This is a genomic window from Corallincola spongiicola, assembly GCF_004284785.1.
GTDB lineage: Bacteria > Pseudomonadota > Gammaproteobacteria > Enterobacterales > Neiellaceae > Corallincola > Corallincola holothuriorum.
In genome coordinates, this window is the sequence record NZ_SHLY01000002.1 from 565,743 (window position 1) to 589,379 (window position 23,637).

The window sequence follows — 23,637 nt, forward strand, 5'->3', positions numbered from 1 at the left end:
ACTGGATCCTCTGTGCCTTAGTTATTCTTCGACTAAGGTTTCGCAGCGAAAATGCCCATGGCCCTCTTTCCCCAACAGCTCTGCTAACAGAGGTAGGCATTGCTGCATCTCCTGCATTAGTGTCCAAGGCGGGTTGATTACTATCATGCCTGCCGCGGTCATGCCAAAAGTCTCAGTGTCTTTACTCTGTCCAAGTTCGAATAGTTGGATATTACGGATACCGCTGGCGACTAGCTCAGCTTCCATCTTGTTGATACGTTCTCGCGCAACGACGGGGTACCAAAGAGCATAACATCCTGTCGCAAAGCGGCGGTTTGCTTTGATCAGGGTGGTGATGCAACGCTGATAATCCTCTTTCAGTTCATAAGGAGGATCCATTAAAACCACGGCGCGTCGTTCTAGCGGCGGCACTTTGGCGATAAGCCCCTGAAAACCATCCGACTGCTCGCAGCGTATGCGCCTATCTTCCTGACAGTGGTCGCTTAAGATCTTATAGTCTGTAGGGTGCAACTCGTATAGCCAGAGCTTGTCCTGACGACGCAATATCTGCTGCGCGATAGTTGGCGAACCAGGGTAGCGAATGAGTTCTTTGCTGCCGTTAAAGGCGCGTATCTCTTCTAAATAGCTCTGCAGGGATTCGGGCAATCCCTCAATCTGCCATAGGCGTTGGATACCATCCTGGTACTCTTGAGTTTGCTGTGCGTGATCACTACTTAATTCATAGCCTCCGGCACCGGCGTGGGAGTCTATGTAGCAAAAGGGTTTATCTTTTTGACAGAAGTAGTTGAGGATCCGTACTTGCACCAGATGCTTCAAGACATCGGCGTAATTACCGGCATGAAAAGAGTGGCGATAGCTGAGCACAGTGGGCTCCCGCGAGACAAAACATTTGAACGCGAGAATATCGTAAAAACGGTGTAATAGATAACTTATTGGTCTAACTCTTGTCCGGTTTATGTTGTCAAAAAGCTATGTTGATTTGATTGGCCTGTCGGAATTTGGGTGAGGTCTTGATTCCCTACAGGAGAGCAACTGATACAGTGCGAATGGGTGATTCGAAATGGTGAATAAACAACATAAGACCAACAGGAAGATAGCGCAGAGCCATTCTCCAGCGGTAATACGGCCGAAAAGATCCGCGATCAGTATGCATGAGGGGGTGGCGGATTGGTGCGACTGTTGTGTCTGTGAAGCGGAGCCCTATTGGGCGGAAGTGGCAGACGAATTAGGAATAAGCCTTAGCGACTATGAAGATGACGGTGTCTAAACCGTCATCTTCATCTGGTCTACTTCGGCTCGGCTGACCAGCTATAAGCTTGATGCTCTCTGGTGCCCTCTGGCGTGCAAGACCAGCAAAGGTTGGTTTTACAGTTTGCGCAACGAGGATTAACCCATAGCTTCTGGGTGGTTTTTTTCGTTTTTTGAAAAGCCAATACCAGTACAGCGGCAACAACACAGACCACAAACGGGGTTAGTACAACGGTTAAAAGCTGGGTAGGCGCATCCATGATAATTCCTTTCTTCAGTTTATAAACTGAGCACTAGATGTTCGTAATTTGTATACATATTAACTGGCCTGACCAGGTGGGTATTGATCTGGGTCAAGGTATGACCAGCTGGTACGATGAGCTAATCAGTTGATTAGTATTTGTGTTGTAAAAAAACAACATTACGCCCGTTGTCATTGTGTTGTGGCTGGTTGGGCTACTTTCTTGTTGGTGAAGCCATGCCACTTTTTTCCCATTGGCTAAGGTGCTGTTGAAACTCTTTTGCCCATTGCTGGGTTTCTTCATGAACCAGTGATTGAGTATCTGTGAGAAATTGGTGTACTTCTTCGAGCGGCTTGTCTGTCGTGTTGAGAACCTTTATTCGCTGCCAGTCAAAGCAGAACTGTTGTTGCCTCTGCCTTAGCTTTTGTTCAGTCAGCGTGTAACGGATCCACCCGCTGGTGTAGCCGGCAAATTTATCTAGTGCAACTAGGAGCGCAGCGACCGCTAATGCGACACTGGACCAGGCGGCATGTAACCACTCTGATTGCGCAAACATTGGCAGTGTTGAAAGCATCGGGATGATCCCTGCCATTGTTGTACTCATGATGGCTCCCAGCCTGGTACTTAAGGCCGCACGCTTTTTGACTGCGATACGTTTGAGGTACCATTCGCGAAAACCATCACAGCGTCGATTGGCATAATGAAATAGTTGCGATAGTGCTTGTGCCGACTGCTCTTCTGTTGTCCATTGCAGATCTTCGGGAAAGCCCATGCTATTGATAGTTTTCAAGAATAGTTTCCTTGCGTAGCCTGTTGCTAATGGCCGAGCATTATTTTCCTTGGCCATTGGCAGCATAAATAAATTATTTGAAGAGTTATAGGTGTTTGGTTAAAAAGAGTTTTAATTACAGAGGTAGGAAGGAACATGCCCTATGTCCATCTTATTTATACAAGTGATTAGCATATGAGCCCGCTGTTCGATTATTTATCAGGCGTGTCTGCTTGTTGCCGCAGCAGGGTAGGGATATCGAAGAGTTCAAACTTGTTTTGCGCTAATGCTTCTCGATATTGGACGCTTTGGTCATTTTCTGTTTGAGATATCTGTGTCCCTAAAATTCTCACGTGGGACTCATTCATCAGTTGTTGTAACTTGCTGCGCTCAAAAATGCCAAGGACTTCGCCTGCTAGCGCAAAGGTTTCTGCCCGTGCTTTTTCCACCGACGCATCTTGCTGTAACCGTTTGAGTTCGAAGGTGGCATCGAAAAGACCTTCTAAGATCTCAACATAACGTGCTCGTTGAGATGCGGTAACCTGCTCTTGTCGACCCATGCTGACTCCTCTGAACTGATTAAAATATGATGGCGGGAACCTTGTGCAGGTAACCGTGAGGAAAGTCGCATTCTGGAAGATCCATCAATTACAAGCGGTTGGAGGAGAGCAAATATTGCTTAGCGCATCGATAGAGCACTGATAAGCATGAAGACCGCAGTCATCTAAGGGCAAAAGCAACAAAGCCTGAGCAGTCAGAAACTGTTCAGGCTTTGTAATATATGGTGGCCCCTCCCAGACTTGAACTGGGGACCTAACGATTATGAGTCGTGTGCTCTAACCAACTGAGCTAAGGGGCCTAATTTTTATCTATCGCTGATGTCGTCCATCCATGGAGTGCCTTCCTGTCGGCATCCATGCCTCCACCTCAGTTGACTGCGTTATGTCACTGACATAACGATTCTACTTCGCCCAACTGAGCTAAGGGGCCTAATTTTTTATACATCCATAAGATGTAAAAGCGGCAGCAATTTTATGACTTGCTGCCGCTCCTGTCTAGCTTTGTGACACTAACAATAACTAACTATTATTCAGTTGGTTATTATTCGTCCAAGAAGCTGCGAAGAACTTCTGAACGGGAAGGGTGGCGCAGCTTACGCAGTGCCTTGGCTTCGATTTGACGAATACGCTCACGAGTAACATCAAACTGTTTGCCAACCTCCTCAAGGGTATGGTCGGTATTCATATCGATACCGAAGCGCATACGCAGTACTTTTGCTTCGCGGGCAGTCAGACCCGCCAGCACTTCATGGGTTGCGCCTTTCAGGCTTGCCATGGTGGCTGAATCAGACGGCAACTCTGTCGTGCCATCTTCGATAAAATCACCCAGATGCGAATCTTCATCGTCACCAATAGGCGTTTCCATCGAGATCGGCTCTTTTGCGATCTTCAGTACTTTGCGGATCTTATCTTCCGGCATCAACATGCGTTCGGCTAGCTCTTCCGGGCTAGGCTCACGACCCATCTCCTGCAGCATCTGGCGAGAGATACGGTTTAGTTTGTTGATGGTCTCGATCATATGCACCGGGATACGGATAGTCCGTGCCTGGTCAGCAATTGAACGAGTGATTGCCTGGCGGATCCACCATGTTGCATAAGTTGAAAACTTATAGCCACGACGGTATTCAAACTTATCCACGGCCTTCATCAAACCGATATTACCTTCTTGGATTAAATCCAAGAACTGCAAGCCACGGTTGGTGTATTTCTTCGCAATTGAAATAACCAAACGCAAGTTAGCTTCAACCATCTCTTTCTTCGCACGACGGGCTTTGGCTTCACCAATGCTCATACGGCGGTTGATATCTTTGATGATGGTGATGCTCAGGCCTGTTTCTTCTTCAACCTGTTTCAGCTTCGTTATGCTGCGAAGGATATCGTCACGTTCCTCTTCGAGGACTGGACTCCAGGCTTTACCGACAGCAATTTGCGCATCTAACCATTCAACAGATGATTCGTTACCACTAAAGGTCTGGACGAATATCTTCTTCGGCATAGAGGCTTTAGCAATACACAGCTTCATTAGGAGGCGTTCTTGAGTACGAACGCGATCCATCATGTTACGCATGCTGGCAACGATCTTGTCGAACTGCTTAGGCACCAAGCGGAACTGTTTGAAGAACTCGGATAACTCAGCGAGGGCAGCTTTGGCCGCTTTTGTATCGCGGGCTTCAGAACTTAAGACGTCCCGAGTTTTATCGTGCATCTCACGCAGCTGGGAAAACATCTCACGCGCTTCTTCAGGATCCGGGCCGGTTGGACCTTCCTCTTCATCGTCGTCATCGTCGTCTTTATCGTCTTCATCTTCGTCATCAAGGTCATCTTGAGACAGGTCTGAACCGACGTGAGTGGCCGCTGGAGCCACATCTTCTGCATTGGGATCGATAAAACCGGAGATGATCTCTGCCAGGCGCATTTCACCGGCTTCAAACTGGTCAAACTGATCTAACAGATAAGTGATGGCTGCTGGATATTCAGCGACCGAGCTTTGTACGGTGTAGATACCTTCTTCGATCCGTTTGGCGATCTTAATTTCGCCTTCGCGGGTGAGCAGCTCCACGGTACCCATTTCACGCATATACATGCGGACAGGGTCCGTGGTGCGTCCCAGCTCAGAATCGACCGTGGCGAGTGCTTGTGCAGCAGCCTCCGCGGTATCTTCGTCCGTTGAACTGTTTTCGTTGAGTATCAGTGTGTCAGCGTCTGGGGCGGTTTCATAAACCTGAATTCCCATGTCGTTGATCATACTGATGATATCTTCGATTTGATCTGAATCGACGATATCTGCCGGCAGGTGGTCATTGACCTCAGCATAGGTCAGATAGCCTTGCTCTTTGCCTTTGGCAACGAGGAGTTTTAGTTGAGACTGCGGGGTCTGCTCCATATACTCTCTTGGACCTTCTTGATGTGATACCGCGCTTAACTGATGGGCACGAAAGCCCTACAGTATAACCTGTTGCTTATTCGCCCGCTAGGGCGTTGTTTCTATCTGCTGACGTTCTCGCAGCAATTGTTGAAGCTCTTGCTTCTCTTCGGCGGAAAGCCGATTTTCTCTGGCTCTAGCCAATAATAGCTCTGTACGCTGCTCAACGAACATATTTAGCAGCTTTTCTAACGTGTCGAAAAAGTGTGGTTCGCACGACTCTTCGTCCACATGGAGTTCCCAGCTGGCTAACTTAGCCAGGCTGCTGTACTCCGGAGTCTCTCGCCAGCGCTCCAATAAACGGGCGGTAGTAAGAGGCTCAGCAATGGTCTGCTCAATTAGCCTTTTTAATAACGGCACGCCGGGCATGGTGATATCAGCAAAGGCGTCGATCCCATGTAATGCTTTGACCTGTTCTGTTTGTCCGAGTTCAGGGTGTTGTAGCAGTGTGGCGATAGCGGTACGGACCGGGGTCCTTTTTTGCTGTGCAGTAGGCTGTTTTTTTATGTCTTCTTGAGCTGGGGTTAGCAATTTCTCCAGAGTTTCTCTGGGCATAGCTAAACGTTGGCATAACTTATCCGTCATCATCTCGCGCATGACGCCATCAGGCATTTTACTGATTAATGGTGATGCCAGCTGGGCAAATTTGGCGCGACCCTCTTGCTGATTCATATCGACTTGCGCCGTTAACTGTTGGAATAAGAAATCAGCCATGGGTTGCGCATCATCGATAATCTGTTCGAAGGCAGCTTTGCCTTGCGCTTGCACCAATGAATCAGGATCTTCACCATCGGGTAAAAAAACAAAACGGAGCTGAATGCCATCTTTGAGCAGTGGCAGTGCATTTTCGAGAGCCCGCCAAGCGGCTTCTCGGCCTGCGCGATCGCCGTCGTAACAGCAGACGACTTTGTCCGTCAGTCTGAATAGGGTTTGCAGCTGTTCGCGGCTGGTGGCTGTGCCAAGTGAGGCCACTGCATAATTAATCTCATATTGTGACAGCGCCACCACATCCATATAGCCCTCAACAATCACCACCTGTTTTGGCTTTCGCTCGGCTTCTTTGACTTGATACAGGCCATATAGCTCAAGACCTTTATGGAACAGTGGGGTTTCTGGGCTGTTGAGGTATTTTGGTGTGCCATCGTCGATAATACGGCCACCAAAGCCGATCACTCGGCCACGCTTGTCGCGGATTGGAAACATAACGCGATCACGAAAGCGGTCGTAACGGCGTTTATTATCATTCTCAATCAGCATACCCAGCGACAACAGTTGTTCCTGTTGCTGTGCTGTATGACCAAACGCTTTAAACACGCCATCCCAATCCGCAGGAGCGTAGCCGATCTCCCAATCACGGGCGGTTTCGCCGCTGAGGCCGCGCTGCTTAAGATACTCGACGACTTTTTTGCTATTTGGGTTTTGTCTGAGTTGAGCCTGGTAAAAACGCGCCAGCTGCTCCATTAACTCGTAGCCGTCGCGTTTCTGTTCGGCACTGGCCTGCTTTGCCTGCGGGCTTTTGCCGCTGCGCTGTTCGCGTGGCACCTCTAGCCCCATTTGACCGGCGAGTTCGTCAATCGCATCAACGAACTCGAGACGTTCATACTCCATGATGAAGTCGATGGCGTTGCCATGGGCACCGCAACCGAAGCAGTGATAAAACTGTTTGTCTTGGCTGACGGTGAAAGAGGGGGTTTTTTCGTTATGAAATGGACAGCAGGCACCATAATTCTTACCGGCTTTTTTTAGACGTACACGGCTATCTACCACTTCGACTATGTCGGTGCGGGCAAGCAGATCGTCTATAAACTCGCGGGGAATGTGTCCAGCCATCAATTTCCGACTATTGCTTTTGTTTCAGACAAGTAGAAACGCAACAAGCCGTGCCCTGGGGCACGGCTTGTTAACAGATTTTTGGGTAACTCAAAGATCAGGCTGTTAGCTGTGCTTTAACCTGCGCACTAACGGGGCCCATTTCGGCACGCCCCTGAATCTTAGGCTTGAGTATTCCCATTACCTTACCCATGTCTTGCATCCCACTGGCGCCTGTCGCATCAATTGCTTGAGCTATCAGTGCTTGGATCTCGTCCGCGGAAAGCTGTTGCGGCAGGAAAGCTTCGATCACACTGATCTCTGAACGTTCAACTGCTGCTAAATCTTCACGACCAGCGGATTCAAATTGACTGACGGAATCTCTGCGCTGCTTAACCATTTTGGTTAAGACCGCGATAACTTCGTCATCGGACAGCGTAGTCTGACCATCAATTTCCCGTTGTTTCACCTCAGAGAGGATCATCCGGATAGTGCCTAAACGAACCTTATCTTTGGCGCGCATGGCATCTTTTTGATGTTCTTTTAGCTGTACTACCAATTCACTCATGGGGGTATAAACCTTTTAACCGCTGCTTAGTACAGACGGGTGCGACGTGCATTCTCACGGAACAACTTTTTAGCGTGACGCTTAACAGCCGCAGCTTTTTTGCGCTTACGCTCAGAAGTTGGCTTCTCGTAGAACTCGCGACGACGAACTTCAGACAATACGCCTGCTTTTTCACAAGAGCGCTTGAAACGACGCAGCGCTACGTCAAAAGGTTCGTTCTCGCGTACTTTAATTACTGGCATGTAACTCTCACCTCAGAAACTGGATCATCAGAATAATCTGAAACGCGGTACGAAATTTGACCGCCGTTTAAAAATGGTGCGGAATTCTAATCTGATCGACACCACAAAGTAAAGTGACATCTAGACTGTTTTTGTTGGTAGGGGGCAGGTAAAATTCCTGTTCGTTATATTTGTCCCTATTTATAAGGCCTTAATTGCATGCGTGTGCTGGGTATTGAAACCTCTTGTGATGAAACTGGTATAGCGATCGTTGACGATCATGCTGGCTTGATCGCTAACCAATTGTACAGTCAGGTTAAACTGCATGCAGATTATGGTGGAGTCGTGCCTGAGTTGGCATCCCGCGATCATGTGCGCAAGATCGTTCCCTTGATCCGTGCCGCGATGGCAGAAGCTAACTGTAGCGCAGATGATATTGATGGCGTGGCATTTACCCGAGGTCCAGGCTTGGTTGGTGCGTTATTGGTGGGGGCTACGGTGGGTAGGTCTTTGGCCTACAGCTGGAATGTGCCTGCGGTTGGTGTGCATCATTTAGAAGGTCATCTTTTGGCGCCGATGCTGGAAGAGAATGTGCCTGAGTTCCCGTTCGTGGCGTTGCTTGTGTCTGGCGGGCATACCCAGCTGATCCGTGTTGATGGTATTGGTCAGTATGAGTTGTTAGGCGAATCGATAGATGATGCTGCGGGCGAGGCATTTGATAAGACGGCGAAGTTAATAGGTTTGGATTACCCCGGCGGACCGTTACTGGCGAAGATGGCCGAGGCTGGTACTCCCGGTGTGTTCAAGTTTCCCCGCCCAATGACCGACAGGCCAGGGTTGGATTTTAGTTTTAGTGGCTTGAAGACTGCTGCCGCTACGGCGATCCGTGCTGCTGATGCTAGTGATCAGACCAAGGCTGACATTGCTCATGCCTTTCAGCAAGCGGTGATAGATACCGTGGCAATTAAGTGCCGTAGAGCGTTAGAGCAAACACAGCTTAAACGTCTGGTCGTGGCGGGAGGCGTAAGTGCTAATCTGGAGCTACGTCGGCAGTTGGCTGAGTTAATGGCAGAGCGCCAGGGCGAAGTGTTTTATCCCGCGCCACAGTTTTGTACCGATAATGGTGCGATGATTGCCTATGCCGGATTACAGCGATTGAAAGCAGGGGAAACTCAGCCTTTGTCGGTAACGACTCGTCCGCGTTGGCCACTGGAAGAGCTCACTTCCATTTAATTCGGGTAGTTTAGGACTGTTCGCTGGTTGAGCCTTTTTCCCAGATCTTTTTTTCTGTACCAGCCAGTAGGCGGCTGATGTTTTGGTGATGCCGCCACAACATCAGCAGGGCCAGCATGGCAACTGGGAGCGTGTAAAGTGGTTTAATCCAATACACAAACAGCGGAGATAAACTGATGGTGACAATAGATGCGAGTGACGAATAACCGCTGGTGCGGATCACTAGGCCCCAGGTAATCACCAGCAGTGCTCCCAAATCCAAGCCTATGGGCAACAGCGCACCGAATGCCGTTGCCACACCTTTGCCGCCACTAAATTCAAAGAAGCAGGGGTACATATGGCCGATACAAGCGGCAACAGCGATTACGCCAAGCCAAATCGCAGGTAGTTGCAGGAAATAGGAGCCCCATACGGGGATGGTACCCTTGAGCATATCAGCAAGTAGGGTGAGCACCGCGGGAACGGCACCTCCGAGACGATAAACATTGGTAGTACCGGGGTTTTTGGAGCCTTCAGTACGAGGATCGGGTAAACCAAATAATCTGCACACCAATACGGCACTACTGACGGAACCCATCAGGTAGGCGCTAATCACCATGATGATGCAGAGTATTTCAGTCAATGTTCCCTTCCTGTTTTGAATGCGAAACTCGCTCAGAGCTTCGCGACCCAGAGCGAGAATGCTAGCATACGCGAGGGTCGTCCATAGGGTGATTCGACCACCAGTTGGCAAATGGATCAAGAAATATGACAGATTTAGTATTAATTCAGGGATTGCGCATAGACACGGTGATCGGTGTTTATCAGTGGGAAAAAGAGATTTGGCAGACCTTAGTACTGGATCTTGAACTCGCCTGTGATGTGGCCCCTGCCGCTGCCGCCGACGATATTCAGCAGGCGCTCGATTATGCTGCGATTAGCGACAGGTTAACTGCGTACGTGTCAGGAATGCGAGTGGAGCTGATTGAGACGGTGGCAGAGCGTTGTGCAACGTTGTTGCTGGAAGAGTTTGCCGTGGTTGGCGTTAGACTCACGGTTAATAAACCGGGGGCGGTACCACAGGCTGAGTCTGTTGGTGTGCGAATTGTTCGTGGTCAGGGGTTCTAATGGCTCGGATCTTTGTTGGTATCGGCAGTAACGTCGATCCGGCTAATAACATAGTGAAAGCAGTTGCTGCGTTGCAACAACAGTTCCCAGATCTTCGTTGCTCTCGGGTATTTGAAAGCGAAGCGGTTGGTTTTGTCGGGGATAACTTTTATAACTTGGTAGCCGAGTTTTCATCGCCGCGTACTGTTGTAGCCATCAGTGAGCGTCTTAAACAAATAGAGCTGTCACTGGGGCGCACCATTGATGGCAAGAAGTTCAGCCCGCGAACCGTGGATATTGACCTGTTACTGTTTGACCATCTGGTGACCGATACTCCTGTGGTGCTGCCTCGAGCTGAAATTCTATTCAATGCGTTCGTGCTCTGGCCGCTATCGGAACTGGCACCAATATTGACTCATCCGGTTGATGGCCGCAGCTACGCCGAGCTGTGGCAAAGTTATGATGGCAGCCAGCAGTTGTGGCCAATTGATTTGGTATTGCAAAAATAGTGTTAGATGCGTCACGTTTTCCTGATAGGATCGACCAAAGCTAAGATCTATAGAGGCGGTTGTTGTTGTGAGTACATTGGAAGTTATCATTCTGGCTTTGATTCAGGGATTGACCGAGTTTCTCCCTATTTCATCTTCTGCACACCTTATTCTCCCATCAGCCATTTTGGGATGGAATGATCAGGGGTTAGCATTTGATGTGGCAGTGCATGTCGGTACTTTATTGGCGGTTGTTATCTATTTCCGCGACGAAGTTTGGCGCATGACACAAGACTGGTGTGGATCGGTCATTGGGCGCGGTCTTACCACTGAAGCGCAGTTAGCTTGGTCTGTGGTACTGGCTACCATACCTGCTGGCTTGTTTGGTTTAATGGCTGGCGACTTGATTGAAGTGTTGGCTCGCAGTGCGGCTGTGATTGCCGCGACGACCATTGTATTTGGTTTATTGCTTTGGTGGGCAGACATTAAGGCGAAACTGGTTTTAGATGAGTATGCCGTTGGCTGGAAGAAAGCGCTGATCATTGGCTGTGCGCAGGCATTAGCTTTAATTCCAGGCACTTCTCGTTCAGGCATTACCATTACCGCCGGCCTGATGTTGGGGTTAACTCGCGAAGCGGCGGCTCGTTTCTCTTTTCTAATGTCTATCCCGGTGATCTTTTTGGCGGGTGGCTTGCAGACCAAAAAATTGGTTGAAGCAGTTGAGCCGGTGCAGTGGGATCAGATCGCGTTGGGTACAGTGATTTCATTTTTTGCTGCCTACGCTTGTATCCATGTATTTTTAAAGCTGGTTAGCCGTATGGGTATGTTGCCCTTTGTGATCTATCGACTGGCTCTTGGTCTGCTGTTAGTTGGTTACCTGATTTGGTAGGGATGTCGTGTTGACAGGCTTGCTAACCCAGGTAGCGGATAGATCAAGTTAGAATGAAAGCCGTTAGCGTCAGTTAGCGGCTTTTTTTAATCACGATGGTTAACCATGGCTTGAAAAAGAGCGGCTTCACCACGAAGTTCCGCGAGTACCTGTTTGGCTTTAGCGGAGCCTCGCTGTTGGCGGAGAAAGCCCTCTGGATCTGGGTGACCGGTGGCCTCCTCCAGCTTCGCAAGGCATGCCTCATACTCTCGCTGAGATCGATAGCGCTTATGTAATAGCTTTTTCATCGCCTGACGCGTGGAATATTTACCTACATCAGTTTCGAACCACCACATGTCTGTTTAAACTCCCGCCCAATGTATTGCTTTTACTGGTTATAGCAGCTGAGCTGGTGTTCGGAATGGAAGTTCGATGAAGGTTTTTTTACAACTACTCCTTTAGAGAGAGGGATTGACCACCTGCTGTGCAATAGCTTGCTGCCGCTCACGTTTTACCGCTTCTCGGATCTCCGCACCTTTGTATCCCTGACGGGCTATTTCACCTGGATTAACGCTCAGAGCGGCTTGATGCGCCTGACGGAAAAGATCGGCCTGGGGGTATGGCCGGTGTTCAAACCCTGTGCGTCCTTTAAAGTCGGCTTCACAGGCTTGTAAGAAATACTCAAAACGTTCCGGCTTGCGCCAAACATCCATGGCATCAAGGACTTTTAGCAGGGTCTTTGGCCGCAGGGTATCGGCTTTATGGCAATGGGTATGGTATTCACAAACCAATAACGCTAATTCGCGGCAGGCGGTGGGGACTTTCAATGCTTGGCTGAGCTCGGTAACCAGCGCTAAACCAGTTTTTTCATGCCCTCGGTGGCTTGGCCACTGATCCGGCGGCGTTAACCCTTTGCCCAGATCATGACAGAGTGCGGCGTAGCGAACCTCCAAGCTTCTGTTAGCCAAGGCGGTTTGCTCCAATACCATCATGGTATGGATGCCTGTATCGATCTCAGGATGCCATTTCGGCGGATTAGGTACTCCCCAAAGCGCCGCTACAGCGGGCATTAAGCTCTGCAGGGCACCCGCTTCTCTTAGTATTTCAAAGTAACAGGCCGGGTTGGGGCCCATCAGCGCGCGCTCGGTCTCTTTCCATATTCGCTCGGCAACTAAATGCGCCAATTCGCCGTTGGCGGCCATTTGTTGCATTAAGATCATGGTTTCATCTGCGACAGTGAAACCCAATGCAGCGTAGCGTGCGGCAAAGCGTGCGACCCGTAAGACGCGTAAAGGATCTTCGGCAAAAGCCGGAGATACGTGCCGTAGTAGCCTGTTCTGCAGATCTTCCTGACCGCCATAGGGATCAATTAGACTACCGTCTTCTGCTTCAGCGATCGCATTGATGGTGAGATCTCGGCGTAGCAGGTCCTCTTCCAGGGTCACTTCTGGACTGGCATGACAGATGAAACCGGTATAACCATGGCCTGACTTGCGCTCTGTTCGGGCGAGGGCATATTCCTGTTTTGTTGTCGGGTGTAAAAAGACCGGAAAATCGGCGCCCACAGCCTGATAGCCCGCGGCCAGCATCTCTGTTGAGGAGCTGCCGACAACCACAAAATCTTTGTCTTGTACCGGGATCTGTAACAAGCGGTCTCTTACCGCTCCACCCACTAAATAAATCTGCACCTGTGACCGCTTTCAAAGTTCCATCATAGGATCATTATATCGAGGCCTCTCAATGGGCGCATCGTTTTGACATCATTCGGTGAAAGTCTTAACTTGGGCGCTACTGGCAAATTGCCCTTGGATACCCGACAACTCTCATGTACACAGGATTTTTTGCGCTCAGGGAAAACCCCTTTTCAATCGCGCCCAACCCACAATACCTCTATATGAGCGATCGCCATCGTGAAGCGCTTGCTCATTTAATGTTTGGTTTGGGGGAAACTGGCGGTTTCGTACTACTGACAGGCGAGGTGGGCACAGGTAAAACCACCGTCTCCCGCTGCTTGATGGAGCAGCTGCCTGCGCAGACGGAAACCGCCTTTGTTCTCAACCCCACATTGACCGAGCATGAACTGCTGGCAACTATTTGCGATGAATTTCATGTTCAATATCCATCGCAGCCAACACTCAAGCAGCTAACAGATACCATTCATCAACATCTGCTTCGCAATCACGAGGCGGAAAAAACCACTGTATTGATTATTGATGAGGCGCAACACCTTCGTCCGGAAGTGCTGGAGCAATTGCGATTACTCACCAATTTAGAAACTCATACCAAAAAGCTTTTACAGGTGATTTTAATTGGTCAGCCGGAACTTCAAGAGCTGTTGCAACGCAAGGAGCTGCGCCAGTTAGCACAGCGGATCACCGCGCGTTATCATCTGTTGCCGTTGACCGAACATGATGTGGCCAACTATGTGGCACATCGTCTGCAGGTTGCTGGTAGTAGCCACCCCTTATTCACTAAACGTGCCGTTAAAAGATTGCATCAATTGAGTGGCGGCATTCCTCGAGTGATCAACTTGCTTTGCGATCGCGCTCTGCTTGGTGCTTATAGTAAAGGGCAGCAGCGTGTTGACCACCACCTGATCGGTAAGGCTGCCTCTGAAGCTCTAGGTTTACCGGGACATGCCGAGTCTGGTGGCATCGCCCGTTGGCCTGGCTATCTGGCGATTGGTGGCACCTTGGCGGCCCTCGTTGTGGCATTGACCTGGTTGGCCCTGCAATTTGGGGATACCGACAGTGATGCTGTGCCAAGGCCCGTGCAGCCAGCATTGGCGGCTGAGAGTGATGAGCGGCTGGATGATTCGGAAGGTGCCGAACCTGCTACTGAGATGCAGCTAGATCTGCCTTCGAAACGCTTATTGGCTTCTATGTTTGAACAAAGCAGGGAGATAGAAGACGCCTTTGCTGTGGTGTTCAATGAGTGGGACAAATCCCTGATGACAGGGGCTGATGTCTGTGAACAGGCAAAACAGAATGATTTAGCCTGTTACTGGAAGCAGGGGAGTTTACATGGCTTGTTACACCTAAACCGACCTGCGGTGGTGCGTCTCATCGATGATACCGGTGAGGTTGCTTATGGGGCGATGCTAGGGTTTAAAAATGGTTTGCTGAAGTTAGTTATCGCTGGCAACGAGATGGAAGTCAGCGAACGGTGGTTTGAAAGGTATTGGAAAGGCTCTTATGCCGTTCTCTGGCAGCCACCGGCCGGATATGTTGGCCCCATAGGCTGGAGTGCCAAAGGCGCGTCAGTGCAATGGCTGGAAACCTCTTTGGGGTTGCTTCAGGGCGAACGTCCGCGCAGGCTAGATAGTTTTGATTCAATGTTAGGTGAGCGGATCCGCCGTTTTCAACGTGAGCAGCGTCTGGAAGCCGATGGTATTGCGGGAGTGCAAACTCTGATCCGTCTGAATCAGATGCTGCAACTTGAAGCGCCAACATTAATGAAAGAGGCTGGCTGATGTCTTATATATTGCAGGCGTTAAAGCGCTCCGAAAATGAACAGAAGACGCCAGAGTTGCCGGGTATCAGTACCGAGCAAAGCAGTGACATGATGTTTATTGAAGAGGCGCAAACTACGCCTGTGTGGTTGCCCGTGCTGGTGGGCGCAGCGATTGTCAGTATCGCAGTGCTTGGTGGCATGTGGGTGATGTTAAAGATAGCGCAGCCTTTGCCATCGGTACCTGAAGCTGAGGTCGCTGCTGTTGAGGCGGCTGCAGAAGTGCCGAATGTGGAAGAAACGGTGCCTGCGATAGCTGATGAAGCGACCGATATGCGGATCCTTGGTAAACGAGAAGTGGCTAAAGTTAAGCCGTCAGGCAGTTGGCCACCGCAAGAGATGCAGCCGCGCCCGGTGGTGACTGCACCGGCTAAACCTGCGTCTGCTCCTACCGCTTTGCCACCCGAGCCGGCACCAGCCATTAGCTTAGATCTGGAAACGCCTGTGGCCGCTGTTGTTGAGCAGCCACCTGGCGACAACGCTGAACCATTAGCTCAGCTAGAAGAAGAGGTACTGATGGCGCGTTTTCAGGCCGCCATTGCTGCGACTCAGGATATGAATGATACGGGGCTGGACCCCATGATGGCACAGCCGGTACCCATGTTGACGGAGAAATCGCAAGCGTTACAGGATGCCGTGCCCAGCTTGAGCTTTAGTCAGCATATCTACTCGTCAGACGCTTCTAAGCGTTGGGTGAAAGTTAACGGTCAAACCGTCCATGAAGGGGAGACGGTGAGTGAGGATCTGGTGCTTGAACGCATCGACCCGCAATCAGTAGTGATGTCTTTACACGGCTATATGTTTAGCTTGCCAGCACTGACCGATTGGTAATATCCCTGTGCAGGGGTGAAAAGGCCGCTGATGCGGCCTTTTTTGTGCGTAACAGAAAGGCTTTGTTGTTAAGCATCGCCAAGAGACAGCAGTGATGCATTGCCGCCAACTGCCGTAATATTGTTGCTGCGGGTTTTCTCGGTAATAAATCGCGGCAGATAGCGGGGGCCACCGGCTTTTGGGCCTGTGCCTGATAACCCCTGACCGCCAAAGGGTTGAGTGCCAACCATGGCACCGATCTGATTACGGTTGATATAGACATTTCCGACATTGACCTGATCGGCAATTGTTAGGGCGAGCTGGGTATTGCGGCTATGGATCCCTAAGGTTAAACCGAAACCGGTCGCGTTAATCTGAGCGATAACGTCATTGAGGTCGGACTTTTTATACCTGATCACATGCAGCACGGGTCCAAATTGCTCTTTACTGAGCCAGTTAATACTCTCTATTTCCACTGCTGTTGCCGGCACATAGCTGCCTGTGTTGGTTTCTTCCGGCATCGGGGATTGGGCGATCAGACGTCCTCTACTCTGCATGTCTGCAATGTGTTGTAGCAGTTGTTGCTGCGCCGCCGTGTCAATGACCGGGCCTATGTCAGTGTGGTGATACCAGGTATCGCCGACATTCAGTTCTTGCATTGCGCCAGCGAGTAGCGCAATAACCTTATCCGCGATCTCTGCTTGCAGATATAGCACGCGCAATGCTGAGCAGCGCTGCCCGGCACTGGCAAACGCTGACTGGACTACATCCTTAACGACCTGTTCAGGCAGTGAGGTGCTGTCAACCAGCATACAGTTTTGACCACCCGTTTCGGCGATAAGCGTCGCAATGGCTCCGTCCCTTGCCGCCAAACTGCGGTTGATTAGCTGTGCCGTTTGGGTTGAACCTGTAAAACAGACGCCGGTAACGCGGTTATCTTGCGTCAGTGCCGTTCCCAGCGTTTTGCCACTGCCGGGTAATAGCTGGATCACATCCGCTGGAAAACCAACTTCCAGCATCAATTCCACGGTACGGTGAGCGATCAGACTGGTTTGCTCTGCGGGTTTGGCGATCACTGTGTTGCCAGTGACCAACGCCGCCGATATTTGACCGAGGAAGATGGCCAATGGAAAGTTCCAGGGGCTGATGCAAACAAACACCCCACGGCCCTGTACAAATAGCTCGTTCAGTTCGCCTGTTGGGCCCGGGAGTGGCGCGCCGGGACGGAATAACTTGCGTGCTTCAACGGCGTAATAACGACAAAAATCGATTGCTTCTCTTACCTCGTCAATACCGTCATGAAGCTGTTTACCTGCTTCGCGGGTGCACAATGCGATCAGCTCTACTTGATGGGCTTGCAGCTGGTCAGCTAGCGTTTCAAGTAGCTTGGCCCTCAGTTCTACTGACGTGTTACGCCAGTTTGGAAAAGCCTGATGGGCGACCATTAAAGCGTGTTCGCAATCAGCGGTGGTTGCCCACTGTACCTGGCCGACGATCTCATCTCTGTTGCGGGGTGAGCAGACGGTTTGTGTCGCGCCTGAGACCGACTCTCCGTCGATGATAGGGTGAGCTTGCCACTGACAGTGCTGATATTCCTGCAGTTGTGCAAAGAAAGGCTCTGCCTGGGCACTTATATCGAGGTTTGGTCCTGCGGAATTGCTTCGGTCGGGATAGATGGTGGCCGGTAACGGAATACGAGTATTGATTAAGCTGTGAGCTTTTTGCAGGTTATCTAGCGGGTGCTCAGCCAAGCTTGCGGTTGGTGTATTGGGATCTACCAATTTATGGACAAAAGAGGTATTTGCACCGTTTTCAAGTAGGCGTCTGACTAAATAGGGCAGCAGATCTTTGTGTTCGCCAACCGGGGCATAGATACGAACAGCTTGAGTCGCATGGGTCATCAGCAAGGTGCCATAGAGTTCGTCACCCATGCCCCACAGTCGCTGAAACTCAAAAGGGCGGTTGCCGGCTAATCTTTGGATCGCCACCACGGTCTGCGCGTTGTGGGTGGCAAATTGTGGCAGGATCAGGTGTTCTGTCCGCGCGCTCAGCAGGTACTTGGCGCACGCCAGGTAGCTGCAATCGGTTGCTGATTTGCGGGTGTACACTGGATAGCAAGTTAAGCCCCGTTGCTGGCTCAATTTTATCTCACTGTCCCAATATGCGCCCTTCACCAAACGTATCGGGATGGTATCGCCTTGGCTGCGGGCGACCTCGGTTAACCATACCAATGAAGGTAGCGCCCATTTCGCGTAAGCTTGTACGACGAGGCCGAAATTGCCCCAGCCTTTGGCAGCATCGCTCCGATAGACATGTTCAAATATCTGCAACATCATCTCATGGCGATCGGCTTCTTCTGCATCAACCTGAATACCAATATTGAGACTGCGTGCCTGGCTAACCAGTGTGGCCAAACGTTGGCTCATTTCCGGGATCGCTTGTTGCTTATGACTGGCTTCATAGCGTGGGTAAAGTGCTGATAATTTGACTGAAATGGTAGGGCGTGGCGCTAGTTCTTCGTCAAATTCTGCAGTCCCTAATGCAGCAATTGCCGCTTGGTAACTGGCCAGGTAACGGTCAGCATCCGCCATGGTCAGGGCTGATTCTCCGAGCATGTCGTAAGAGTGTGTATACCCGGCTTTGCGGCTGCTTTTACTGCTTTTGAGTGCTTCTTTGACGTTGCGGCCGAGGACAAACTGTTTGCCCATGATCTTCATTGCGGCGTACATTGCTTTGCGTACCACCGGCTCGCCTAAACGGGTGACCATACGGTTAAGCAGGTTGGCTGGTTCGCCATCAATGCCCTTATCGAGGGTGATCACCTTGCCGGTCAGCATCAATCCCCAAGTGGACGCATTCACCAGCATAGACTCAGAGCTTTTCAGATGTTTTGCCCAGTCCGCACCACTGAGTTTATCTTTGATCAGGGCGTCGGCAGTAGCACCGTCAGGGATACGCAGCAGCGCTTCAGCCAAGCACATCAGGATGATACCTTCCTGTGTGTCTAAGCTGTACTGCTGCAGGAATGCATCCAGCCCTTCACCCGCGTGATGCTCTTGGCGTACTTGTGTCACTAGCTGTTCAGCGTGTCGGGTAACTTGTTGCAGTTCGTCGCTTGGTTGCTCAACCAAGGCCAACAACTCAGCCAGATATGTTGCTTCATCAGCCTGATAGGTCTCGCTGATCTGAGCCCATAACTGGGACAGCGTTGGTCGGTATTCTGCTGATAGCAATTGTGAAGGTCTGAACATGGCGTGCCCTCTGGTATTAACAGCGTTGCCATGGAGGGTGTGCTGGTACTCGGCTGCATTGCATCGGCGCTGCAGTACCATGGCAATCAGAATATGCCTTGATTTTAGACTGCAAAAGCTTCTGACTGCGATAGCGGCTAGGTAAAAAAAACGGCCCAAATAAGGGCCGTTCCTGTAAACATTCGTGTGCTACAGCGGCGAACTTACATCCACTGGTCTTGCTGTTTTCTTCTGCGAGGTAGGAAAGGAATGATGATCCCAACTAAAATACCTGCACCCAACACAATACCGCCGCGCCAGAACCACTCCATCTGCGTCGACTCATCCAGTGTGTCTAACTCAGTGGTCAAGCGTTGATTGGCGGAGAGGGTTTCATCGCGCTCTTCAATCAAGATTTCAGATTGCTCTTGTAGCCCGCGCAGGTTTTGTTTTAACGCTGCCAGCTCTTCATTGCGAGCTTGGAGTTCCATCTGCAATGTTGCTAGCTGCTCTTCCAATTGCGGCATTCGATATTGCAGGCTGGCTTGTGTCATCAGTAGCTTTTTGTCGACCCAGCCGGTCTTCCCCTTAGGATCGGTGACTTTAATGTAGTCTGTATCACTCTGAGCTTGTTCCACCTTAACCCGGCTGCCCGCAGTAATCGTGCCGATGATACGGTATTGGGTACTAGGCCCGGTATGCATAAAAATGGTCAGTTCATCGCTGACGTAACGGAAGCCACCATCTGCGGCTTGAGCGATAAAAGTAGGAAGAAGAAGAGCAAGAGATACCAGAAGTTTTTTCACAGCGGTGCCTTGTTATTGATTAAGGGGTAGCGAGTCTCAACAGCCATGCTATTGCCTACCCCGAAAATTGGCAAGAGCCCCGGTCAAGGGGCCCGCTAAATCAAGAGAAAATGGCCTTTAATATGTAGAAGAATATGATGGACATCACGGCGCCTGCTGGCAGCGTCACCACCCATGAAACTACAATATTGCGGATCACACTGAGGTTAAGTGCTGCAATCCCGCGAGCCATACCCACCCCAAGGACCGCACCAACCAGTGTTTGCGTGGTTGAGATAGGTAAGCCAGTACCTGAAGCGATAACCACGGTTGATGCTGCAGCAAGCTCAGCGGCAAAACCACGGCTTGGGGTCAAGTGAGTGATCCCTTTACCAATGGTCGCCATCACGCGGTGACCAAAAATCGCTAAACCAGCAACAATACCAACAGCACCTAACGGCAGGATCCACCATGCCAGTGTTGCTTTCTTGGCGATTTCACCTTCGTTGCTGACTACCGATACAACGGCAGCTAAAGGCCCAATAGCGTTAGCTACGTCGTTCGAACCGTGGGCAAAAGCCATACAACAAGCGGTCACCACCATTAAAATGGCAAAAACTTTCTCCACGTTGGCGTAGTGCATGCGGCGGTCGGCCTTAGGATCAATCTTCAGTCGACTGATGGTTAAAGAGCCTAATATACCAACTAGGACAGCGATACCGATGGCCCACGCATAACCTTCCACCGGGCTAAGGTGTAAGCCAACATGTTTAAGACCTTTCTTGATGGTCACCAGTGACAGTACGAATCCGGCAAAGCCCATATAGACAGGAACATAACGTTTCGCATTTTTTAGCGGATCGTCGGTATTAAAGATCAGCTTTTGTGCACTCATAAAGATGAGATAGGCAATAAAGCCTGATATTGCAGGGGTGACAATCCAGCTGCCGACAATCCCAGCCACTTTACCCCAAGCGACAGCGTCAACACTGACACCCACGGCAGCAAAGCCGACAATCGCGCCAACGATCGAGTGAGTGGTGGAAACGGGCCAACCCAGGTAGGAGGCGATCAATAGCCAGAAACCGGCGGCTAATAGTGATGCTGTCATACCAAACACCAGGAGTTCTGGTGCATCGACGAAGTAACCACTATCAATGATCCCTTTCCGGATGGTTGATGTCACTTCGCCACCGGCTAGGTAGGCACCGGCGAACTCAAAGATCATAGCAATAATAATCGCTTGCTTGATGGTCAGCGCTTTTGAGCCAACAGAGGTACCCATGGCGTTGGCCACGTCATTAGCACCAATACCCCACGCCATAAAAAAGCCGAAAAGCGCAGCAATCAGGATCAGCTCAAAGCTGTAATTGACTAAGATTTCCATTTATTCAGTACCTTATGAACGAGCCAGCATCAATTCCAGGCGAGCACCTACGCGCTCTGCTTGGTCAGCGACTGCGCCGACCCATTCAATGATGTTGTATAGGAACATCACATCGACAGGATTGAGTTCAGATTCAAGGGAGCGTAACTGCTTGCGTAACCGGATCTGCATTGTGTCGGTATCATCTTCAATCAGATCCAGTTCGTGGATCATCTTTTCAACCAGATCAACTTCACGGCCGCGGAAGCCGGTTTCTAGTAGCTCATCCAGTTCATTGATTGCTTTTTTAGCTAGCGCAGTTGCATCGATACAGCGAGCAACATACTTTTCGAAGTCATCAGCGATCGATTCTGGGATCACCATCTCTCGACCCAGCACGCGTCCGGCAATATCCTTAACGATATTCGCGATCTTGTCCTGCTGAGTGAGCAGTTCCAGCATGTCTGTGCGCTCTACTGGCATAAACAGACCGCTAGGCAGCTTGAGGCGGATCTCTCGCTTCAACGCATCGGCTTCTTTTTCCAAAGTCGATATTTTGAGACGGATTTCAGCCGCGGCTTTCCAATCCTGCTGCAGAACGACTTTAAAGAACTTAGTTAGTTCTTCGCTGCAGGCATGAACTTTATTAATATGTTCTTCGAGCGGTTTAATGGGAGATTTAGCAAAAACTCCCATGATGTTATTTAATGGCATGAACGCAATTCCTGACGCTGTTTGTCATGAAACGTTAAAATTTGGCGCTGAATACTAGCCGATGTTAGTGAAGCATGAAACCTATTCAGTCGCATGTCTTGAAATTAGTGGGTGATTTCTCCGCCCGCTACAACAGAATGTAGTCGATGGAAACAGAAATAGAGATCAAACTTGTGATCCCCGGTGAGTCAGAGGCATTAGTTCAAGCAATTGAAACTGCAGCTGATATCTACTATTCCGCGGACAAGCAGCTGGCTAATATCTACTTTGATACGCCAGATCGTCAGTTACGCGCCATCGACACAGGGTTGCGTGTCCGAACTGCTGATAATGTATCGGTACAGACCATAAAAACCGCAGGACGGGTGGTGGGAGGGTTACACCAGCGCCCTGAATACAACGAACCTATTGAAGGAAGTCGTCCTGATTTAGCGCTATTTCCTGCGGATATTTGGCCTGAGACGATAGTGCCAGAACGGCTGGAAAAACAGTTAGTGCCGATTTTTAGTACTAATTTCCGTCGCCGCAGCTGGTGTCTGCGCTTTGATGATGGCTCCGAAGTTGAAGTGGCATTGGATATCGGTAATGTTGAGGCTAACCATCAGCAAGAGCCGATCGCGGAAGTCGAGTTTGAGTTACTGAAAGGCGATCCTGATCATCTATTTGGCTTGGCTCGCACTATCTCTGGTGCTGTTCCCGCAAGGTTAGGCCATTTAAGTAAAGCTGCACGGGGGTATCGTCTTGCCAAAGGTGAAACCCACTATGAACGGTGCCCATTGGTGCCGGTGCAGCTTAGTTTGGATATGTCGGTTGAAGTGGCATTCGAAGCAACGCTTAAGCATATCTTGGATACCATCCAGCACAATGAACAGAGCTTTATTAGTTGCCCTTCATTTGCTGCTGTTGAAGCACTTTATGATGGCTACCAATGGCTCAATAGCGCGTTGCAAGCCTACCAGGATGCGATCCCACTGGAAGCCAGTGAAACGCTGCGTGATGAACTGCAGTGGTTGCTTAAGACCTTGGCCTGGGTACCTGAAGCGTCATTTCGTCAGCACGCATTGGCCGATAAAGCCCATCAGTTGCGCAAGCTAGATGACCGTAAGTTGCTGAAATCACGTTTGGCTGAGATCTCGGATTCTTCTCCGGATGAAACCGAGGTGGTTACGCTACTGCTCTCCTCCCGTTATTGTCAGTTGGTGCTCTCGTTCACTGAGTGGTTGTTCGAACAGGGCTGGCGTCGTTATCTGTTAGGAGCGACATCACGATTAAACGAGCCGGTCATCTCGTTGGGGCGCGATACGCTAATTGAGCAGTGGCAACAGCTGCATCTTTTGTATGCTGGTCATGAGTTCACAGGTGATGATTATTTGAAGAAGTTTCCGCTGCTTAGACAAGCGTTGCAGTTGCGGCTCTGTTTTGCGGCTCTGTTTAGTAATGAGCAGGGCACAGAGTGCAGTGAAGCCTGGTTGGATCTCTCTCGCGGTACTGCTGAATGGTCGCAGTTAGACTATCTTAATGCTGTGGCTGATTCTTTAGCTTTGACCGACAAGAAGCCGTATCGGCGCTGGTTGGAGCGAAAGCGAAATGCGCTGTTACACGCACTTGAGCAATCCCGGCAATCGGCCCTTGATGATCCCCTTTTTGAATGAGCATCGTGTTTTTAGCGCAGCGCTGCTTTAGGGCGCTGTGAATCGCTTTTCATCGC

23 protein-coding genes and 1 tRNA gene are annotated in these 23,637 nt (G+C 50.2%); 8 read left to right on the forward strand and 16 right to left on the reverse strand.

Annotated elements, in window-relative coordinates; genetic code table 11:
- Positions 1-21 precede the first annotated feature (21 nt).
- Positions 22-864, reverse strand: coding sequence for a 23S rRNA (adenine(2030)-N(6))-methyltransferase RlmJ (locus EXY25_RS08195; protein WP_130566387.1), 843 nt, complete (start codon positions 862-864; stop codon positions 22-24).
- Between the two features lie 196 nt (positions 865-1,060).
- On the opposite strand from EXY25_RS08195, the gene EXY25_RS08200 reads away from it, so the two are divergent.
- Positions 1,061-1,267, forward strand: a complete 207-nt coding sequence (locus tag EXY25_RS08200) for a hypothetical protein (RefSeq protein WP_114337144.1) — start codon at positions 1,061-1,063, stop codon at positions 1,265-1,267.
- A 19-nt stretch (positions 1,268-1,286) separates the two neighbouring features.
- Here EXY25_RS08200 and EXY25_RS08205 read toward each other — a convergent pair whose 3' ends face one another.
- From EXY25_RS08205 to rpsU, 8 genes are all read right to left on the reverse strand, one after another.
- A complete protein-coding gene (locus EXY25_RS08205) occupies positions 1,287-1,508 on the reverse strand; it encodes a hypothetical protein (protein ID WP_130566388.1) in 222 nt (73 codons plus the stop codon).
- Positions 1,509-1,704: 196 nt separating this feature from the next.
- Positions 1,705-2,280 (reverse strand): SLATT domain-containing protein, encoded by a 576-nt coding sequence (locus EXY25_RS08210; RefSeq protein ID WP_131414232.1) that lies wholly within the window; start codon positions 2,278-2,280, stop codon positions 1,705-1,707.
- A gap of 191 nt (positions 2,281-2,471) precedes the next feature.
- Positions 2,472-2,819, reverse strand: coding sequence for a hypothetical protein (locus tag EXY25_RS08215; RefSeq protein ID WP_114337147.1), 348 nt, complete (start codon positions 2,817-2,819; stop codon positions 2,472-2,474).
- Positions 2,820-3,041: 222 nt separating this feature from the next.
- Positions 3,042-3,118 (reverse strand) — tRNA-Ile (locus EXY25_RS08220).
- A 242-nt stretch (positions 3,119-3,360) separates the two neighbouring features.
- Positions 3,361-5,202, reverse strand: coding sequence for an RNA polymerase sigma factor RpoD (rpoD, locus tag EXY25_RS08225; RefSeq protein WP_114337148.1), 1,842 nt, complete (start codon positions 5,200-5,202; stop codon positions 3,361-3,363).
- Positions 5,203-5,289: 87 nt separating this feature from the next.
- Positions 5,290-7,071, reverse strand: coding sequence for a DNA primase (gene dnaG / locus EXY25_RS08230; RefSeq protein WP_130566389.1), 1,782 nt, complete (start codon positions 7,069-7,071; stop codon positions 5,290-5,292).
- 97 nt (positions 7,072-7,168) lie between these two features.
- A complete protein-coding gene (locus EXY25_RS08235; RefSeq protein ID WP_114337150.1) occupies positions 7,169-7,618 on the reverse strand; it encodes a GatB/YqeY domain-containing protein in 450 nt (149 codons plus the stop codon).
- A gap of 26 nt (positions 7,619-7,644) precedes the next feature.
- Positions 7,645-7,860 carry a 30S ribosomal protein S21 gene (gene rpsU, locus EXY25_RS08240; RefSeq protein WP_114337151.1) on the reverse strand — a complete coding sequence of 72 codons (216 nt, stop codon included), beginning with the start codon at positions 7,858-7,860 and terminating at the stop codon, positions 7,645-7,647.
- A 198-nt stretch (positions 7,861-8,058) separates the two neighbouring features.
- On the opposite strand from rpsU, the gene tsaD reads away from it, so the two are divergent.
- Positions 8,059-9,072, forward strand: coding sequence for a tRNA (adenosine(37)-N6)-threonylcarbamoyltransferase complex transferase subunit TsaD (gene tsaD, locus EXY25_RS08245; RefSeq protein ID WP_114337152.1), 1,014 nt, complete (start codon positions 8,059-8,061; stop codon positions 9,070-9,072).
- A gap of 10 nt (positions 9,073-9,082) precedes the next feature.
- On the opposite strand, the gene plsY is transcribed toward tsaD, so the two are convergent.
- Positions 9,083-9,685, reverse strand: coding sequence for a glycerol-3-phosphate 1-O-acyltransferase PlsY (plsY, locus tag EXY25_RS08250; RefSeq protein ID WP_233496429.1), 603 nt, complete (start codon positions 9,683-9,685; stop codon positions 9,083-9,085).
- A 134-nt stretch (positions 9,686-9,819) separates the two neighbouring features.
- On the opposite strand from plsY, the gene folB reads away from it, so the two are divergent.
- The 3 genes from folB to EXY25_RS08265 all read left to right on the forward strand — a co-directional run bounded on the left by folB (position 9,820) and on the right by EXY25_RS08265 (position 11,535).
- The gene (gene folB / locus EXY25_RS08255; RefSeq protein ID WP_130566390.1) at positions 9,820-10,179 is read left to right on the forward strand and encodes a dihydroneopterin aldolase; all 360 of its coding nucleotides are present in this window, start codon (positions 9,820-9,822) and stop codon (positions 10,177-10,179) included.
- Positions 10,179-10,667: a 2-amino-4-hydroxy-6-hydroxymethyldihydropteridine diphosphokinase gene (folK, locus tag EXY25_RS08260; RefSeq protein ID WP_130566391.1), complete on the forward strand. Its 489-nt coding sequence runs from the start codon at positions 10,179-10,181 to the stop codon at positions 10,665-10,667. The genes folB and folK overlap by 1 nt, the downstream gene beginning before the upstream one ends.
- Before the next feature lie 67 nt (positions 10,668-10,734).
- On the forward strand, positions 10,735-11,535 hold the full coding sequence (locus EXY25_RS08265) for an undecaprenyl-diphosphate phosphatase (RefSeq protein WP_114337156.1): 801 nt from the start codon (positions 10,735-10,737) through the stop codon (positions 11,533-11,535).
- 86 nt (positions 11,536-11,621) lie between these two features.
- Here the strand turns inward: EXY25_RS08265 and EXY25_RS08270 are convergent, their stop codons facing one another.
- Together EXY25_RS08270 and EXY25_RS08275 are read right to left on the reverse strand one after the other, a co-directional pair.
- On the reverse strand, positions 11,622-11,870 hold the full coding sequence (locus EXY25_RS08270) for a hypothetical protein (RefSeq protein WP_114337157.1): 249 nt from the start codon (positions 11,868-11,870) through the stop codon (positions 11,622-11,624).
- Between the two features lie 102 nt (positions 11,871-11,972).
- On the reverse strand, positions 11,973-13,202 hold the full coding sequence (locus EXY25_RS08275; RefSeq protein ID WP_130566392.1) for a multifunctional CCA addition/repair protein: 1,230 nt from the start codon (positions 13,200-13,202) through the stop codon (positions 11,973-11,975).
- Positions 13,203-13,339: 137 nt separating this feature from the next.
- Here EXY25_RS08275 and EXY25_RS08280 point away from each other — a divergent pair, with 137 nt between their 5' ends.
- Entirely contained in the window at positions 13,340-14,986 is a 1,647-nt protein-coding gene (locus EXY25_RS08280) for an ExeA family protein (protein WP_130566393.1), read from the forward strand.
- A complete protein-coding gene (locus EXY25_RS08285; protein WP_130566394.1) occupies positions 14,986-15,855 on the forward strand; it encodes a general secretion pathway protein GspB in 870 nt (289 codons plus the stop codon). The genes EXY25_RS08280 and EXY25_RS08285 overlap by 1 nt, the downstream gene beginning before the upstream one ends.
- A gap of 68 nt (positions 15,856-15,923) precedes the next feature.
- Here EXY25_RS08285 and putA read toward each other — a convergent pair whose 3' ends face one another.
- From putA to EXY25_RS08305, 4 genes are all read right to left on the reverse strand, one after another.
- Positions 15,924-19,085 carry a bifunctional proline dehydrogenase/L-glutamate gamma-semialdehyde dehydrogenase PutA gene (gene putA, locus EXY25_RS08290; RefSeq protein ID WP_130566395.1) on the reverse strand — a complete coding sequence of 1,054 codons (3,162 nt, stop codon included), beginning with the start codon at positions 19,083-19,085 and terminating at the stop codon, positions 15,924-15,926.
- Positions 19,086-19,288: 203 nt separating this feature from the next.
- Positions 19,289-19,870 carry a TIGR04211 family SH3 domain-containing protein gene (locus tag EXY25_RS08295; protein WP_130566396.1) on the reverse strand — a complete coding sequence of 194 codons (582 nt, stop codon included), beginning with the start codon at positions 19,868-19,870 and terminating at the stop codon, positions 19,289-19,291.
- A 100-nt stretch (positions 19,871-19,970) separates the two neighbouring features.
- The gene (locus EXY25_RS08300) at positions 19,971-21,236 is read right to left on the reverse strand and encodes an inorganic phosphate transporter (protein WP_130566397.1); all 1,266 of its coding nucleotides are present in this window, start codon (positions 21,234-21,236) and stop codon (positions 19,971-19,973) included.
- A 12-nt stretch (positions 21,237-21,248) separates the two neighbouring features.
- Complete coding sequence (locus EXY25_RS08305; RefSeq protein ID WP_114337163.1) at positions 21,249-21,929, reverse strand: TIGR00153 family protein; 681 nt, start codon at positions 21,927-21,929, stop codon at positions 21,249-21,251.
- 146 nt (positions 21,930-22,075) lie between these two features.
- Between EXY25_RS08305 and EXY25_RS08310 the strand changes: the two genes are divergently transcribed.
- Positions 22,076-23,581, forward strand: a complete 1,506-nt coding sequence (locus EXY25_RS08310) for a CYTH and CHAD domain-containing protein (protein WP_130566398.1) — start codon at positions 22,076-22,078, stop codon at positions 23,579-23,581.
- Positions 23,582-23,637: the final 56 nt, after the last annotated feature.